Origin of the sequence: Microcoleus sp. K5-D4, assembly GCF_036704575.1 — a bacterium.
Lineage (GTDB): Bacteria > Cyanobacteriota > Cyanobacteriia > Cyanobacteriales > Microcoleaceae > Microcoleus.
The window spans coordinates 1-15395 of sequence record NZ_JAUBSD010000042.1; the positions used below are offsets into that span (position 1 = coordinate 1).

At 46.9% G+C, this 15395-nt stretch carries 15 protein-coding genes and 1 tRNA gene; 10 read left to right on the plus strand and 6 right to left on the minus strand.

Annotated elements, in window-relative coordinates:
* The 4 genes from QUA77_RS14920 to QUA77_RS14935 form a co-directional block, all read right to left on the minus strand.
* A partial coding sequence (locus QUA77_RS14920; RefSeq protein WP_333450883.1) for a ribbon-helix-helix protein, CopG family occupies nt 1-865 on the minus strand: 865 nt, incomplete at its 3' end.
* 220 nt (nt 866-1085) lie between these two features.
* Nucleotides 1086-1448, minus strand: coding sequence for a hypothetical protein (locus QUA77_RS14925; protein WP_333181439.1), 363 nt, complete (start codon nt 1446-1448; stop codon nt 1086-1088).
* Nucleotides 1449-1670: 222 nt separating this feature from the next.
* Nucleotides 1671-2327, minus strand: coding sequence for a HEAT repeat domain-containing protein (locus QUA77_RS14930; RefSeq protein WP_333450885.1), 657 nt, complete (start codon nt 2325-2327; stop codon nt 1671-1673).
* Nucleotides 2328-2480: 153 nt separating this feature from the next.
* The gene (locus QUA77_RS14935; protein ID WP_333450887.1) at nt 2481-3410 is read right to left on the minus strand and encodes a phosphodiester glycosidase family protein; all 930 of its coding nucleotides are present in this window, start codon (nt 3408-3410) and stop codon (nt 2481-2483) included.
* 17 nt (nt 3411-3427) lie between these two features.
* Here QUA77_RS14935 and QUA77_RS14940 point away from each other — a divergent pair, with 17 nt between their 5' ends.
* The gene (locus QUA77_RS14940) at nt 3428-4291 is read left to right on the plus strand and encodes a pentapeptide repeat-containing protein (protein ID WP_333450889.1); all 864 of its coding nucleotides are present in this window, start codon (nt 3428-3430) and stop codon (nt 4289-4291) included.
* 82 nt (nt 4292-4373) lie between these two features.
* Nucleotides 4374-4502 (plus strand): hypothetical protein, encoded by a 129-nt coding sequence (locus QUA77_RS14945; protein ID WP_333040825.1) that lies wholly within the window; start codon nt 4374-4376, stop codon nt 4500-4502.
* Between the two features lie 204 nt (nt 4503-4706).
* Here QUA77_RS14945 and QUA77_RS14950 read toward each other — a convergent pair.
* Nucleotides 4707-4791 (minus strand) — tRNA-Ser (locus QUA77_RS14950).
* 214 nt (nt 4792-5005) lie between these two features.
* On the opposite strand from QUA77_RS14950, the gene QUA77_RS14955 reads away from it, so the two are divergent.
* The 8 genes from QUA77_RS14955 to moeB all read left to right on the plus strand — a co-directional run bounded on the left by QUA77_RS14955 (nt 5006) and on the right by moeB (nt 11948).
* Nucleotides 5006-5374, plus strand: a complete 369-nt coding sequence (locus QUA77_RS14955) for a 2Fe-2S iron-sulfur cluster-binding protein (RefSeq protein ID WP_333040827.1) — start codon at nt 5006-5008, stop codon at nt 5372-5374.
* 34 nt (nt 5375-5408) lie between these two features.
* Nucleotides 5409-5924 (plus strand): thermonuclease family protein, encoded by a 516-nt coding sequence (locus QUA77_RS14960; protein ID WP_333040829.1) that lies wholly within the window; start codon nt 5409-5411, stop codon nt 5922-5924.
* A 113-nt stretch (nt 5925-6037) separates the two neighbouring features.
* A complete protein-coding gene (locus QUA77_RS14965) occupies nt 6038-6853 on the plus strand; it encodes an inositol monophosphatase family protein (RefSeq protein WP_333040831.1) in 816 nt (271 codons plus the stop codon).
* Between the two features lie 101 nt (nt 6854-6954).
* On the plus strand, nt 6955-7851 hold the full coding sequence (locus tag QUA77_RS14970) for a DnaJ domain-containing protein (RefSeq protein WP_333450892.1): 897 nt from the start codon (nt 6955-6957) through the stop codon (nt 7849-7851).
* A 458-nt stretch (nt 7852-8309) separates the two neighbouring features.
* A complete protein-coding gene (locus QUA77_RS14975; protein WP_333450894.1) occupies nt 8310-9545 on the plus strand; it encodes an ATP phosphoribosyltransferase regulatory subunit in 1236 nt (411 codons plus the stop codon).
* Nucleotides 9546-9689: 144 nt separating this feature from the next.
* A complete protein-coding gene (locus QUA77_RS14980) occupies nt 9690-9917 on the plus strand; it encodes an indolepyruvate ferredoxin oxidoreductase subunit alpha (protein WP_006635695.1) in 228 nt (75 codons plus the stop codon).
* A 299-nt stretch (nt 9918-10216) separates the two neighbouring features.
* Nucleotides 10217-10696, plus strand: a complete 480-nt coding sequence (locus QUA77_RS14985; RefSeq protein ID WP_333040837.1) for a M67 family metallopeptidase — start codon at nt 10217-10219, stop codon at nt 10694-10696.
* Nucleotides 10697-10775: 79 nt separating this feature from the next.
* Entirely contained in the window at nt 10776-11948 is a 1173-nt protein-coding gene (moeB, locus tag QUA77_RS14990) for a molybdopterin-synthase adenylyltransferase MoeB (RefSeq protein WP_190743852.1), read from the plus strand.
* Nucleotides 11949-12159: 211 nt separating this feature from the next.
* On the opposite strand, the gene alaS is transcribed toward moeB, so the two are convergent.
* On the minus strand, nt 12160-14811 hold the full coding sequence (gene alaS / locus QUA77_RS14995) for an alanine--tRNA ligase (protein WP_333450896.1): 2652 nt from the start codon (nt 14809-14811) through the stop codon (nt 12160-12162).
* Between the last annotated feature and the right edge of the window lie 584 nt (nt 14812-15395).

Genomic DNA, 15395 nt, shown 5'->3' on the forward strand with positions numbered 1-15395 from the left:
TTTCGCCTAGCTGTTGCTGCAGAGATTCCAGAACACTGGATTTTTCGCCTAGCTGTTGCTGAAACTCGTGTTCCCGGTGTTCTCTTTCGGTCAATTGCTGCTGCAAAGAAGCGAGCAAACTTTCGCGCTCACTCAACTGCTGCTGTAAACTTTCGTAACTTGACTTGGCTACTGTTTCCTGCAACTGGCTTTCGAGATTTTGCTTTTCAGTAGCGAATTGCTGCTGCAAAGAAGCGAGCGAACTTTCGCGTTCACTCAACTGCTGCTGTAAACTTTCGTAACTCGACTTGGCTACTGTTTCTTGCAATTGGCTTTCGAGATTTTGCTTTTCGGTAGCTAATTGCTGCTGCAAAGAAGTGAGCGAACTTTCACGTTCACTCAACTGCTGCTGTAAACTTTCGTAACTTGACTTGGCTACTGTTTCTTGCAATTGGCTTTCGAGATTTTGCTTTTCGGTAGCTAATTGCTGCTGCAAAGAAGCGATCAAACTTTCGCGTTCAGTCAACTGCTGCTGTAAAGTTTCGTAACTTTCTTGCAGCGGATTTGGCTTTACACTCACCGAGTCCGATAGAGTTTCTGCCGTTACAGCCTCATTAATTTCGCTTTCTTCGGGTGTTTCCCCTTGCAAGTCGGGGGCATCTACCTCCGTTTCTTCACCTTTTTTCCAAGTGACAGTAACTTCCGTCTTGTCCTTAGAAATATCCAGAGCGCCTTGTGCCAAGCGTTCTAGGAGTTCTGACCTTGATATTCCGAGCTTGCGAGCGATCACGTTTAATCGATCGGCACTAGAAGAAGTCAGCGAAAGTCCGACTTTGACTTTACTTTCTGAATTGGAACTAACTACATTGCGATTTTTTTTGACCATTGGCATTTTCCTCATGCCAACCTACACTAATAAGTGTAGTGGCTGAAGTTTCTATTAAAATTAATTCTTGTTACTTACCAATTGTGCCAGCTTCTGTTCCCAATTGAACAAAAATTCGTGAATATACCATTCGGTCGATTCCTCGCCGTAGAACCCCGTGAAGATTCCCTGGCACGGTTTTTTTTTCGGCACGATACCGCAGATATAACAGTTGAGCTTGTTAGATACTATCTAACTTTGCGCCCGATTTCACCGGTTCGGCGCGATCGACCAAATCCAAATAAGCCGCCAGAAAGTATTTTGCTATATAAGCCTCATCTCTAAATAGCGGCTGAAAGTCGAGAAGCACCAAAATTTTCTTCTTGCCCAAAGACAAGAGGTGAATTCCCAACAGCGGCAAATCGTAATTGTGAGTCGGATAAATCACGCCATTAAAAAGTTGAGCAGATTCACCCGCATCGATGTAAGTGTAGCGGATTTTCCGTAATTGCCGACAGTCGTAACACCAACTGCCGATAGTAGCGGGGGTTTTGCCACGGCTGACATTAACTTCCAACGCCGAAGGAATAGGCCGACTTTGCAAATCAAACCTTTGAAACAGCTATTGCTCTAGGTATTCCCAAAAAGGCTGGTACATGGCGAATTAACTCTGATGGCAAAACTAAGAGCGAGCGTCAAGCATACCGATCGCCCCTGTCTCGTTTATTATAAACAAAGTAACAATCCGTAATATGGGGAGGGCGATCGGGCTAATCTAGGGGGGGTTTAAGAGTTTAAGGTCTGCTTGAGGTTGTAAGCCCTTGTTTTACAGCGAAGCTTCCAAAGTCCCACCTGCAACCCGATGATCTCGATCTTTTGCCAAATAGCTCACAGCAGCGCGAGCTTGAGGATTGTCAAATTTGCTCAGGGCGCGAGCAACTCGCAGCCGAATTCCCCAGTAATCCGAACTTACTAGAGGTAATAATTGCTGCAATGCCTCTTCTTGCTTCTGGGTATTTGCCAGCACACCAAATCCGTCAATTGCTGCTTCCTGAACAGGTAAATCTTCGTCGCCAAGACCGATCGCACAAATTTCAAATACTGCATCAGGACACTGCATTTCATACAGAGGAGCCATAATGCTGCGGCGGACGAGCCAATTGTCATCGCGGCGAAAAGCTTCCACTAAATGAGAAATTGCCTCGGTTCCAAACCTTGACAAAGAGTTAGCGGCTTCTGCTCGCACGTTCGGATCGCGATCGAACTGCATCATTTTTAACAGCGCCGCAAAAGCTTCCGCAGTTTGAATCTGCCGCAATCCCATCGCCACACACGATCGCACGATAAACTCCTGATCCTCCACTTTGCTCAGCAACATCGGTAGCGCCACCGCAGAATCGCACTTTCTCAGAGCCGTTACCCCCCGCAGCCTCTCTTGAGAATCCGAACTTTGCAGCGCTGCTTGGATTTCGCTAATTTCCATAAGCCAATTAAAATTTACTTTTGTTACTTTTATTTACAATTTTAGCAATTATTCCCGGATTTTGGGCAGATTCAAAAAAAACTCACTGCTGAATAAGAAATTTTGTGGGTATTTAAGCGAACTTTTGTATTAGTAATGAAGGCAATCAATACCCTATTTATTTGAGTATGCGGAGGCATCATTATTATCCCGCGCATAAAATCCCAAATGATTGGCAAGTGGACGTTCCTGCATGGGGATTTTATTCTGAATCGGAGCATTCAACAGTTTCGGCCCTGACGGCGATGCTACTGCAAAAGTTACCGAACCGCCACCATCTAAATTTAGCACTGTCTCGGCTCCCAACTGCATCGAAATATCAGTTAAGTCGCTCAATTTCAGCCCTTCACTGTAAAGCCTCTGCTTGCCGTCTACCAGAATTAACCACAACTTGTCGCCTGTTTTATCGATCGCCGCGACTGCACGGGGATAGGGTTTATCCTGTTTGCGTTCTTCCTGACTTTGTGCTACAGTTTTGCCATTTTTAACCAGCAAAGTATCTCCGGCAACTGCATAGGCTGTTCCTGCAGGACAAGTGCCGTTTTCGATTATTTGAGCGCGGTTTTTGGCATCAAAACAAAGGGCTGGAAAGGCTAGGTCTGGTTGAGAATAAGCTTGGCTTTTGGCAATGGCGTGTCCGACATTATTTACTCGATCGCCACTGCGAGGATAGTAATTCCAAGGTGCTTGCTCGATGCAGGGATAAAAAAAATTGCCGTTGACTGCTAATTGCAATTTAAATTCTTTCAGGAATTCAGTAGCGGTGCGGGCATTGGTTTCTGTTAAATCGGCTGTTGGGTTTCCGGGAGTAACAAAAATTCCTATTCCCGGCGCTTTTAGGTCGATGCTAACAATGTGAATTAGGGTGGGACGCGGATTAGTCCGAAATTCCCTGCGGTAGGCTATTCCTTGAAAGAGCGATCGATCTTCGTTTGTTTGTTGGGGACGCAAAAAGTAGGGAATGTTGTACAGTAGTATTGGTGCGATCAATATTCCGAGACCGAGAATATGCCAAATTTGTTTGATCGTGGGTCGATAAGTCATACCATTTTAGATTTGAGATGGGGGACGGAAACACTGACAGATTTATATATTTTCAAGCATCCTGTACTAATGTGAAGTATTCAGGTTCCAATAATTTTAGCAATCAAATTTTACGAAATCGATCGTTCCAAGGACAAGTTCTTAACGGTGCTGATTTCAGCGGTGCGGATGTTCGAGGCTGCAATTTTAGAAATGCTCAGTTAGCGGGTGCGAATTTTATCGGTGCGAAAATCGGGCTTTCTAGGCGACAGATCGTTGTTTTGAGTGCTGGGGCGATCGCGATTTGTTTGGTTGTGGGCGATGTTCTGACTCGACTGATTTTGGGAGCTCAAGGACAAGTACCGGGCTCTCGCAGTTGGCCTTTTGTTCTGTTGCTGTACGGGGTTTTGAGCGCTGCGGGTTTCGCTTCGGCGATCGCCAGCAAACAGCCAAAAACCTCAAAAGCGGGTAGATTGGCACAAACAATTTCTGCTATTCTATCAGGAGCTTTGTTGGGATTTTTCTATGCTGGCACTGCAACTAATAATAATTCCCAGGCTGCTCTTGCTGGAATGGCGATCGGCGGGGTGTTAATGTTTTTTGTGAGTTCCCGGATTCGTAGCCAATTTGCACAGGTGGCGATCGCATCGGCTGGAAGTGTGGCGACTTACGCAGCGGCTTTTTTGTTTAGTGCAACGGCGAGCGCTTTTCTGAGCACTCACAAACTGTTTTGGGGTATGTGTTTCGGTTTGCTGTCGCTGCTGTATATTTGGTTTGCGTTTGTGTCTTTCTCGGCTATTGTTCGAGAGATTGGAAATGCTGAGGGTACTTCCTTCAGAGGGGCAAATCTCGCTGATGCTAAGTTCGATATAAATTACCTCAATCTAAAATCTAAAACTTAAAATCTCAAATTTCCTGACTGACATTCAAACAGCAATTGATCCAGCAGAAAGCGACGCTTTGCTGCAAACGGTGAGGGAGCAAATGGCCGTCGAAAATTTGAATCCCAGCGACAGCGAACTGCTCAAAAAGATGGTCGAATGTATGGGAGATTCGCAGGGAATGGTGAGGCTGAGTTTAGCCGATACACCATATCGCTGGCGATTGGTGTAGGTCACTATGGTGTTCTACTATTGGCATTATATCGGGGCGTTTATTCTCGGTTCGATCGCCCGTAATTTACACTCAAAAATATAAAAGCTAGAGCCCTTGATTTTTCTAAAAGAATTCAAGGACTCTCGCTCTCATCAAAGTATTTATCTCATATCAGAGATTTTTGTTGCAAGCTGGTTTTTTTTGCCTAAACAGCTTGTTTAACGGAGAGGGAGGGATTCGAACCCTCGTTAAGTTGCCCTAAACACACTTTCCAGGCGTGCGCCTTCAACCGCTCGGCCACCTCTCCAGGGCTAAATTCATTCATTTAGCCACAGCTAAACTATCTTAGCAGAACAAATCTGATTTGGGAAGGGGTAACGGCATAAATTTGCTGTTTAATATGGGTAGGGTGTGAAACGGGCAGGCTTGGGTTCTCCTCCCTGGGTCGCAAACCCATTCATTTCAAGGATCTTGCCCCGCCAACCCCAATCTAAAATCTAAAATCTAAAATCTAAAATTCCATGACTAACTCTTACACAATTAAAATTCATAACAGACAGACAGGCGATCGCCATACCGTGCGAGTACCCGAAGACCGCTACATCCTCCAAAGCGCCGAAAACCAAGGAGTAGAATTGCCCTTTTCCTGCCGCAACGGCGCTTGTACCGCCTGTGCGGTGCGCGTCAATTCGGGGGAACTGCACCAGCCAGAAGCAATGGGGCTTTCTGTGGAACTGCAAAAAGAGGGTTATGCCCTGCTGTGCGTCAGCTATCCCCGTTCCAACATCGAGGTAGAGACGCAAGACGAAGACGAAGTGTACGAACTGCAATTCGGCCGCTACTTCGGCAAAGGTAAAGTTAAAGCCGGTTTGCCGTTGGATGAAGAATAAGGCAATTTGATAAATAATCAACTACCAATTATCCATGCTTTATCGGTTATGTGCGATCGCCCTGTGTCTGTTGCTAGCTAGCTGCCAAAAACCAGAAATGCCCCAAGGTACGATCGCCAAAGTAGAAAGGGCCATCAGCGGCCAAACAATCGAAGTTATCAGTACAGCCGACAAAATAGCCTTATTAGAACAAATCAGGCTGATTGGTATTGATGCGCCGGATTTAAAACAGCAGCCTTGGGGAGAAGCAGCCAAACAAAGACTAGAACAGCTAATTGGGGGAAAACAGGTATTGTTAGAATCCGACATCGAAGAGAAAGACCAGTTCGATCGCAAACTAGCCTACTTGTGGCAAGATAAAATTTTGCTCAACGAACAGCTAGTCAAAGAAGGTTATGCCCTGGCCTCAGTGCGATCGCCCAACACCAAATATCAGCAGCGACTCATCAACGCTCAAGAATGGGCGAGACTCATGGGTAAAGGCCTGTGGAATCCAGAACGAGCTTTGCGCCAAACTCCCGCAGAATTTCGCCAGCAAAATCGGAAATAGTCAGTTGACAGTTGACAGTTGACAGTTGACAGTTGGCAGTTGACAGTTGTCATTGGAAGCAATTCCCAATTCCCAATTCCCAATTCCCAATTCCCAATTCCCAACAATTCCTAATGACAGACAATCAACTGCAAAACTTCTTAGAAATAGCCACCGAAGCAGCCCTAGCCGCCGGTTCCGTCCTGAAATCTTTCTGCGGAAAATTAGAAAAAATTCAAGAAAAAGGGCGATCGGGCGATTTAGTCACAGAAGCCGACAAAGCCTCAGAAGCGGTTATCTTAGAAATTCTCGGCCGCCACGTACCCGACCACGCCATCCTCGCCGAAGAATCCGGCAAATTAGGGGATGCCAGCAGCAAATACCTGTGGGCGATCGACCCTTTGGACGGCACAACAAATTATGCTCACCAATATCCTTTTTGGGCCGTGTCGATCGGACTTTTAATCGACGGTATACCACAAATTGGAGTAATTTACGACCCTTTTCATAATGAATTATTTCGGGCAGGCAAAGGATTGGGAGCAACCTGCAACCGTTCGCAGATCGAAGTTTCCCAAATCTCAGAATTGAGAACCAGCTTGCTAGTCACTGGCTTTGCATACGATCGGCGCGAAACAGCAGACAATAACTATGCCGAATTCTGTCACCTTACCCACCTCACCCAAGGCGTGCGCCGCAGCGGTTCCGCATCCCTAGACCTCGCACACCTGGCGATGGGGCGATCGGACGGATACTGGGAACGGGGACTCGCCCCTTGGGACGTAGCAGCAGGTGTAGTCATCGTCTCCGAAGCCGGAGGTCAAATTACAGCTTATGACGGCAGTGCCTTTGAGATGAACTCGGGTCGGATTTTGGCCACAAACGGCAAAATACACGCCGAACTCAGCAGCGCACTGCTAGCAGTTCCTCCCTTATCTTCTTGGAAGTAGCGCCTCCCAGCAATAGATCGGGGGTAGTACGGGGGTCACAACCCCTTGACTCAAGCTACATTAAAGAATAGTGAAAAGCCAGGAAAGGAAGAGTAAAAGTTATGTCTTTTGAAATGACAAAAGGGCTGTTCAAGTATGACTTTACAGATCAGCACGCAATTTTGGGAATTCCCTTAGACGCCGAGTTTAACGACATCCGCAAGCGCTACATGAAAATCGCCCGCCGGTTGCATTCGGATACTTGCTCTTTTGAAAGCCAAGCCGATAAAGATTGGGCTAACCAATTTTTGTCAAAAGTAGTCAATCCGGCTTACAACAAATTCTCCAAGGAAAGCGATCGCAAAGAATACAGCCTGCTATTAGCAGCCATCGGCAAGCGCGTTGTTAAAGAACAGGCGAAAATGCAAATTGAAAGCGAAGCAGCCAAACAGTTAGCTACCGCTAAAGATTGGGAAGAAGCTTACAAAACAGCAGTTAGCAAACTCGCTCTCAAGCAGTACGAATCAGTTAAGGAAACGCAAGAGGCGATTAATCAAATTAGCGAACTGAACATGGTTTACCTGCTGCGAAAAGAGCGCCAAGCCCCAACCGACCTAAAAAAAACAGACCCCCCAACTCCAACCCCAACTCCAACCCCAACCCCAACCCCAACCCCAACCCCAACTCCGGCAACAGGCTCGCCGGCCGAAGCCTATTGCCGCCGAGCTCAAGGATTTATGGACAGCAAAAGTTACGCCAAAGCAATTATAGAGTTGAAAGAAGGCGTGAAACGCGATCCGAAACACAGCAAGACCCACGCTTTGTTAGCAATGTGTTACGTTGAACAAAATCAAGCCACAATGGCAAAACTTGAGATGAACAAAGCTTTGGCATCAAATCCTGAAGAACCGACGGCTTTGGAGGTTAAGAAAAAGCTGGAACAAGCTTCCGCAAAGGCAAAAAAAGGTGACGAGAAACCAGGATTTTTTGCAAGTTTGTTTGGCGGGAAGAAGAAGTGAGAAGTTGTGATTTGTGAGTCTTGAATTTTGAGAAAATGGTGAACTGCACAGCAGTGGAGTGAGATAGATCAAAACAATCAAGACTTGGTGAGATCAAATCCGGTGACATCGGAATTATACCGTCAGTGCGATCGTCCCGCGAGATCGGGTGATCCAGAAAGAGCGGGACGATCGCACTGACCGGGAAAATGATTATTCCCATGCAAACCAAAACGCTATCACGCCTTCATTTGTTAAAGTCGAAGATTAAGCTTGCCTGCTTCGACTTTAACACCGTCCCTAAAGCTAAGCTTCTAAGCCCAATCTAAAATCTAAAATCTAAAATCTAAAATTGATATGACACCTTAATTTGTTAAAGTCAAATGTTAAGCTTGCCTCGTTAGACTTTAACACCGTCCATAAAGCTAAGCTTCTAAGCCCAATCTAAAATCTTCTAAAGTCTAAAATCTAAAATTGATATGGTTCACCAACCCCCATCCGGCGCAAGAGATTTATTGCCCCTTGACGTTGCTCAAAAAATTTCGATCGAACGGCGCTTACAGCAAGTTTTTCACCGCTGGGGCTACCACCGGATTATTACCTCTACTCTAGAAAGGCTGGAGACATTGATGGCTGGGGGCGCGATCAACCGATCGACTCTGATTCAATTGCAAGACGCCGAGGATGGAGAACTTGGTTTGCGGCCGGAATTGACAGCATCCATCGCCCGCGCGGCTGCGATGCGGATGGCCGGGACTCGTTGGCAGCCTCAGCGCCTCTACTACAACGCTAACGTCTTCCGCAAAGGCCCCGATACTGGCTCAGGCGGGCAACAAGAGTTCTATCAAGCTGGGGTAGAGCTCCTAGGCGCGGGGGGGACGGTTGCGGATGCGGAAGTGCTGCTGCTGCTGTCTGAGTGCTTGCAGAGCTTGGGAATTGATGACTGGCATTTGGTTTTGGGAGAAGCGGGCTTGACTGCAAGATTGCTAGAACCGTTTCCGCCAAATGTGCGCCAGAAAGTTCGGGGGGCGATCGCCAATCTCGATCGAATTGCCTTGGAAACTTTGCCGCTGTCAACCGAATTGCGAGAAAGAGCTCTGCTATTATTTGACTTGCGCGGCCGCCCAGAAGAGGTGTTGCCAATTGTTGCCAAACTGGATTTAGATTTGCCGCAGCAATCCGCGTTAAATAATCTCAAATCGGCGATCGAATTGCTGCACCAATGCCAGTCAAAAATTCCCAATCTAAAATCCCACATTCACCTCGATTTGAGTTTAATTCAAACATTTGACTACTACACTGGAATTGTGTTTGAAGTTGTCAGCAGCAGCAAGACAGGACAGCGAGTTTTAGGACAAGGGGGACGCTACGACCAACTGTTGGGACTGTTCGATCCCCAAGGGCAAAATTCCCCTGGCATCGGGTTTTGTCTGAATATTGAAGATTTGCACCAAGTTTTGCTGACAGAGGGGCAATTGCCCACGGAGACGCCAGCTAGCGACTGGTTGGTTGTGGCTCAAACTCCTGAAGCTAGTGCCGCCGCGTTTGCTTACGCTCGCAAACTCCGAGACTCTACTCACCTAGTTCGGGTAGAAATAGATTTGGAGAGTCGGGAGACAGCAGAGTCGGCGCGGGAATACGCGCGCGATCGACGAATTGCTCAAATTGCTTGGGTAAATGCCGAAGGATTGCCAACAATTGAAACGGTAAATTAGGCTAATTGGTAATTGGTAATTAGTAGTTGGTAATTGGTTAGAAATCACCTGATATGATATTATGTATCCTGCTGATTGATAGAAGGTTTTGCCAATTACTAATTGCTAATTCCCTATCTACCTAAAATCTTTTGAGAGAACACTATGGCACACACTATTGTTACGAATATTTGCGAGGGAATTGCTGATTGCGTTGGCGCTTGTCCGGTGGCTTGCATTCACCCCGGCCCCGGCAAAAATGTCAAGGGTACTGATTGGTTTTGGATTGATTTTGATACCTGCATTGACTGTGGCATTTGTTTGCAGGTGTGTCCTGTCGAAGGTGCGATCGTTCCAGATGAGCGACCTGAGTTGCAGCAAACTCCCTCTTAATTGCAACTTGATTGCAATTGAGGGCTAGATAGCTACATTAACTAAGGGGTAAGGTGCGCGACCAGGCGCACCCTACAGTAATTTTTTTATGAACCGCAGAGGGCGCAGAGGACACAGAGAATAGAAGTGAGAAATAGTGGAAAAATCTAACGTTTAGATATCTAAGTGCAGGTAATTAATGAGGTTACTTTTGTGAGTTCTTTCTCTTCCCTTCTCTTCCTTCGTGTCCTTCGCGTCTTCGCGGTTCGTTAAAGAAAAAGCCCGATCGCACTTTACAATAAAATCTACAATAAAATCCTATGCCATCGATCGCACTTTCCGACTCTCACATTTTATCCATGCGTACCCACGCCGAAAGCGCTTATCCTGAAGAATGCTGCGGTTTGTTGCTCGGTCGAGTTACTAGCGATGTTAAAACTGTGGTAGAAGTTTGGCCAACTGACAATGCTTGGAGTGCGGAAGCTGAGGAGAATTGGCCTGAACAAAAAGGATTGACAGAAAGACGCAGATATGCTATCAGACCCGAAGATATGTTGCGGGCGATGAAACATGGGCGCGATCGCAATCTGGATATTATCGGTATATATCATTCTCACACGGATTGTCCGGCAGTGCCCTCAGAGTGCGATCGGACATTGGCCTGGGCCCAATACTCTTACATCATTGTGTCCGTCCGACAAGGCTGTTCAGAAGACCTCCGCAGTTGGAGTCTTGACGGAGAGGGGAACTTTCAAGCAGAGGAAATTCTCGCACTCGAACCGACTGAGATTAAGAAATAATTAGTAAAAATAACAAACACGTAAAAATGCGAAAGATTCAGATAGGATATAATTCAAAATCTGCGCTACACACAATATCATGCTAAATCCTAATCTGGACGAGATCCAGCTCAACAAGCAAGAATACGAACGCTACTCTCGCCACCTCATCCTGCCAGAAGTTGGATTGGAAGGGCAGAAGCGTCTCAAAGCTGCCAGCGTGCTCTGCATCGGTACGGGAGGTCTCGGTTCGCCGCTGCTGCTGTATTTAGCCGCCGCCGGTGTTGGCCGCATTGGGATTGTAGACTTTGATGTTGTAGACCATTCCAATTTGCAGCGGCAAGTAATTCACGGCACTTCTTGGGTTGGGAAACCGAAGATTGAGTCGGCTAAAAATCGGATTTTAGAAATTAATCCTTTTTGTCAAGTTGATTTGTACGAAACTCGCGTTAGTTCGGAAAATGCGATCGACATTGCCACTCCTTACGATATCATTATCGACGGCACGGACAACTTCCCGACTCGCTATTTGATGAACGACGTTTGCGTGCTTTTAAACAAGCCGAACGTCTACGGTTCTATCTTCCGATTTGAAGGACAAGCAACAGTTTTCAACTACGAAGGCGGCCCGAATTACCGCGATTTGTACCCAGAACCCCCGCCTCCTGGGATGGTTCCTTCTTGTGCAGAAGGCGGTGTTTTAGGCGTTTTGTGCGGAGTTGTCGGTTCTATCCAAGCAACGGAAGCTATCAAGATTATCTTGGGTCAAGGCACTACTTTGAGCGGCAGACTGTTGCTTTACAATGCCTTAGATATGACGTTCCGGCAATTGAAACTGCGGCCGAATCCAGTGCGTCCGGTAATTGAAAAGTTAATCGATTACGAACAATTCTGCGGCATTCCTCAAGCTAAAGCGCAGGAAGCAAGTCAGCAAACGCAAATTCCTGAGATGACTGTCACGGAACTTAAAGAGTTAATCGATAGCGGTGCGAAGGATTTTGTATTGTTGGATGTTCGCAATCCCAACGAGTATCAAATTTGTCAAATTCCTGGGTCGGTTTTGGTTCCTTTGCCGGATATCGAACACGGCGCAGGTGTGGCCAAGGTCAAGGAATTGTTGAACGGCCACCGCTTGATTGCACACTGCAAAATGGGCGGGCGTTCTGCGAAGGCTTTGGGGATTTTGAAGGAAGCGGGAATTGAGGGGATTAATGTTAAGGGCGGGATTACTGCTTGGAGTGAAGAAGTAGACCCGTCTGTACCTCAATATTAAGTTCAATCTTTTTCTGGGGTGGGTTTAGCTAATATCACGAGATACAAGCGAGTAGACTCTGGTCATTAGTGTCAACTTACGCTGAAAAACCTTTGTATCTTTCGTTCACAGCCGAGTCTAGAACCCTCTAAATTCCCCTTTTTTAAGGGGAATTTGACCTTTAGTAGTGAAGCAGGACACGGCAATGCCGTGTCCCTACAAAAAACGCAGATTAACCCAACCCTTCCACTAACAGATTGCGAGCACTTTCTAACGCTTCCTGCAACTTACTTGCATCGCGTCCCCCAGCCTGCGCCAAATTCGGCCGCCCGCCGCCTTTTCCGCCGCAAATTTGAGCAATTCCCCCGATAAACTTGCCAGCTTGCAATCCTTTCTTATTGACTTCTGGACTAAAAGCAGCCACCAAACTTACCTTGTCCGGTTCAGGAATTGATGCCAAAACAACCGCAGCATTTCCTAACTTTTGCTGCAACCTTTCCGCCGCAGTTTTCAGCGCTTCTGTATCCACATCTCCCAATTGAGCTACAATGATTTTGAATTCGCCGATGACCTCCGCCGCACTCAGCAACTGGTCGGATTTCGCGATCGCCAATTCCGACTTCACAGCAGCCAAATGTTTCTGAGTATCCTTCAACTCATTCTGCAAATTAGTAATCCGGTTGGGCAATTCTTCAGGCTTCGCCTTAAATCGATCGCCCAAATCGCGCACCACCTTATCCCGCACGTTCAAATAGTCCAAAACAGCTTGGCCGGAAACCGCTTCAATCCTGCGAGTTCCCGCCGCTACCCCCGCTTCGGAAACAATCTTAAACAGCCCGATTTCTGCGGTATTGCTGACGTGAGTTCCGCCGCACAATTCCATCGAAACGCCGGGAAAATCGATCACCCGCACCACATCGCCGTACTTCTCGCCAAACATCGCAGTCGCGCCTTTTTCCCTCGCAAGGGCGATCGGCATTTCTGCAACGACCGCAGCGTGGGCCTCAGCAATCCAACTATTAACTAAATCCTCAATTTTCTGCAACTCTTCTGCTGTGACAGCGCGCGGAGAATTGAAATCAAACCGCAATCTCTCAGACGATACCAGCGAACCCGCTTGCGAAATCGAATCGTCCACAATTTTCCGCAAAGCTGATTGTAATAAGTGAGTTGCTGTGTGGTTTGCCTGAATTCGGCGGCGACCGCTATTGTCAATTTTCGCAGTAATACTATCGCCCACTCTCAGGGTTCCCCGTTCCACCAAGCCGAAATGCACGAAGAAATCCGATTCCTTCTTCACATCATCAACTCTTACTAACAAACCATCACCATTATCTCCGCTTTTCAAATAACCTTTATCCCCAATTTGTCCGCCGGATTCTGCATAAAACGGCGTTTGGTTCAACACAACTTGTACCTCAGTACCGGCGGCTGCTTCCTCCACAGATTTGCCGTCAACCAAGATAACTTCCACCTCAGCTAAACTCGACAATTCAGCATAACCGACAAACTCAGTTCCCTGGATTGTTTCAGCCAACTTATCCAAAGAACCCTGCACGGTTAAATCGATTGTTTGGCGAGCATCTTTAGCGCGAGTTTGCTGTTCCTTCATCGCCGCTTCAAAGCCGTCCAAATCTACAGTTATTCCCTGTTCCTCAGCAATTTCTTGAGTCAGTTCTAAGGGGAAACCGTAGGTATCGTAAAGAGTGAAAGCATCTTGACCGCTGATTTGTTGGTTTGCTTGCTGTTTTGTGCGATCGACAATTTCCTCCAGCAGCTTCTCTCCGCGTTCCAAAGTCTTGAGAAACTGCGCCTCTTCCCTTGCCAATTCCGCCTTAATTTGAGCTTCCCGCAGCCGCACGTTCGGATAAGCAGCTTCCGAAAGGGCGATCGCGCTTTCGGCCACCCGCACCGTAAATTCGCCCTGAATTCCAATCAGCCGCCCGTGGCGCACTACGCGGCGAATCAACCGGCGCAAAATGTAACCCCGACCAACATTCGACGCGCGAATTTCGTCCGCAATCATGTGCACCACAGCCCGAATGTGATCGCCAATTACTTTCAGCGAAACCTTGACTTTTTCATCGCTATTGTGGTAATCAATCCCGGCAATTTCTGCTGCCGATTGAATGATCGGAAAAATCAAATCTGTTTCGTAATTATTGGGGACTTTCTGGAGGATTTGCGCCATCCGTTCCAGTCCCATGCCCGTATCAATATTTTGATTTTGCAGCGGTGTTAAATTGCCCTCTGCATCTTTATTGTACTGCATGAAAACCAGGTTGTAGAATTCAATAAACCTGGTATCATCTTCGAGGTCAATATTGTCGCCTCTCTCTGGGTGGAAATCATAGTAAATCTCCGAACACGGGCCGCAGGGGCCAGTCGGGCCGGATTGCCAGAAATTGTCATCTTCTCCCATGCGCTGAATGCGATCGCCCGGAATGCCAATTTCATCGCGCCAAATCGCAAAAGCTTCGTCATCTTCTCGGAAAACGCTAACAACCAAATTCGACGCTGGTAAACCGAAAACTTCCGTAGAAAGTTCCCACGCCCAGGCGATCGCCTGTTTCTTGAAATAATCCCCGAAACTGAAATTACCCAACATTTCAAAAAACGTGTGGTGGCGGGCGGTGCGGCCGACGTTTTCGATGTCGTTGGTGCGGATGCACTTTTGAGAAGTCGTGGCGCGCGGTGATTCAGCGGCGCGCTGTCCGAGAAATATCGGCTTGAATTGTAGCATTCCGGCGATCGTCAGCAACACAGTCGGATCTTCGGGCACCAAAGAAGCACTCGGCAATATCTTATGTCCCCGCTGAGCATAAAAGTCGAGGAAGGTTTGGCGGATTTGGCTGCCACTGAGAAACTTAGGAGAAATAGACATGACAAAAACACTTAAGTATGTAAAGATGTAGCAACAATAGAATTTATAGGACTTACGCACGGGTGTCCAGAAACCCGGTTTTTAAACCAAAATACTTGCTTAAAATCCTCAATCTGGGTAAAAAAACCCGGTTTCTTGGTTACGAGTGCGTGAGTGCTAACTTACATCTATTTGGAGATTCATATCATTATACTTAGTAATGTAAAGACCTATCAAGTTTTGCAAATAGTGCTTTACTCCTCCGAAAGGCCATGCTAACTTAATAATAGACACCGGGACAGAAAGAGAAAGGAGGTCACTATATTTAGAAAGAAAGTTCAAGGATATAGGCATGGTGTCTCCGGTCTAGATTCCCAGGCGCAGCAGAAATTAACCGAACACAACTTGGAATAGTGGCGAACTGCCGATCGAGCAGTCAAGCCAAACCGCAGTCAAGTAAGACTTAGTTGTCGTTGCTAATTAAAAGTAAAGCTGCACAAGTTGTAAACCCTAGTAAGTAACAGTTCTCAATCGGAAACACATCTCGTTTGTTAGAAAAAACAAAGCTCTCATATTATTGGGTCTGGTCGCTGTCGATCGGGCCC

Excerpts from the sequence above, each read along its gene's own strand:
- QUA77_RS14970 (WP_333450892.1), top strand. The coding sequence starts at position 6,955 with ATGTCTTTTGAAATGACAAAAGGGCTGTTCAAGTATGACTTTACAGAT.
- QUA77_RS14960 (WP_333040829.1), top strand. The coding sequence starts at position 5,409 with ATGCTTTATCGGTTATGTGCGATCGCCCTGTGTCTGTTGCTAGCTAGC.
- QUA77_RS14965 (WP_333040831.1), top strand. The coding sequence starts at position 6,038 with ATGACAGACAATCAACTGCAAAACTTCTTAGAAATAGCCACCGAAGCA.
- QUA77_RS14975 (WP_333450894.1), top strand. The coding sequence starts at position 8,310 with ATGGTTCACCAACCCCCATCCGGCGCAAGAGATTTATTGCCCCTTGAC.
- QUA77_RS14955 (WP_333040827.1), top strand. The coding sequence starts at position 5,006 with ATGACTAACTCTTACACAATTAAAATTCATAACAGACAGACAGGCGAT.
- alaS (WP_333450896.1), bottom strand. The coding sequence starts at position 14,811 with ATGTCTATTTCTCCTAAGTTTCTCAGTGGCAGCCAAATCCGCCAAACC.
- QUA77_RS14930 (WP_333450885.1), bottom strand. The coding sequence starts at position 2,327 with ATGGAAATTAGCGAAATCCAAGCAGCGCTGCAAAGTTCGGATTCTCAA.
- QUA77_RS14945 (WP_333040825.1), top strand. The coding sequence starts at position 4,374 with ATGGCCGTCGAAAATTTGAATCCCAGCGACAGCGAACTGCTCAAAAAG.
- QUA77_RS14940 (WP_333450889.1), top strand. The coding sequence starts at position 3,428 with ATGGGGGACGGAAACACTGACAGATTTATATATTTTCAAGCATCCTGT.
- QUA77_RS14985 (WP_333040837.1), top strand. The coding sequence starts at position 10,217 with ATGCCATCGATCGCACTTTCCGACTCTCACATTTTATCCATGCGTACC.
- QUA77_RS14935 (WP_333450887.1), bottom strand. The coding sequence starts at position 3,410 with ATGACTTATCGACCCACGATCAAACAAATTTGGCATATTCTCGGTCTC.
- QUA77_RS14980 (WP_006635695.1), top strand. The coding sequence starts at position 9,690 with ATGGCACACACTATTGTTACGAATATTTGCGAGGGAATTGCTGATTGC.
- moeB (WP_190743852.1), top strand. The coding sequence starts at position 10,776 with ATGCTAAATCCTAATCTGGACGAGATCCAGCTCAACAAGCAAGAATAC.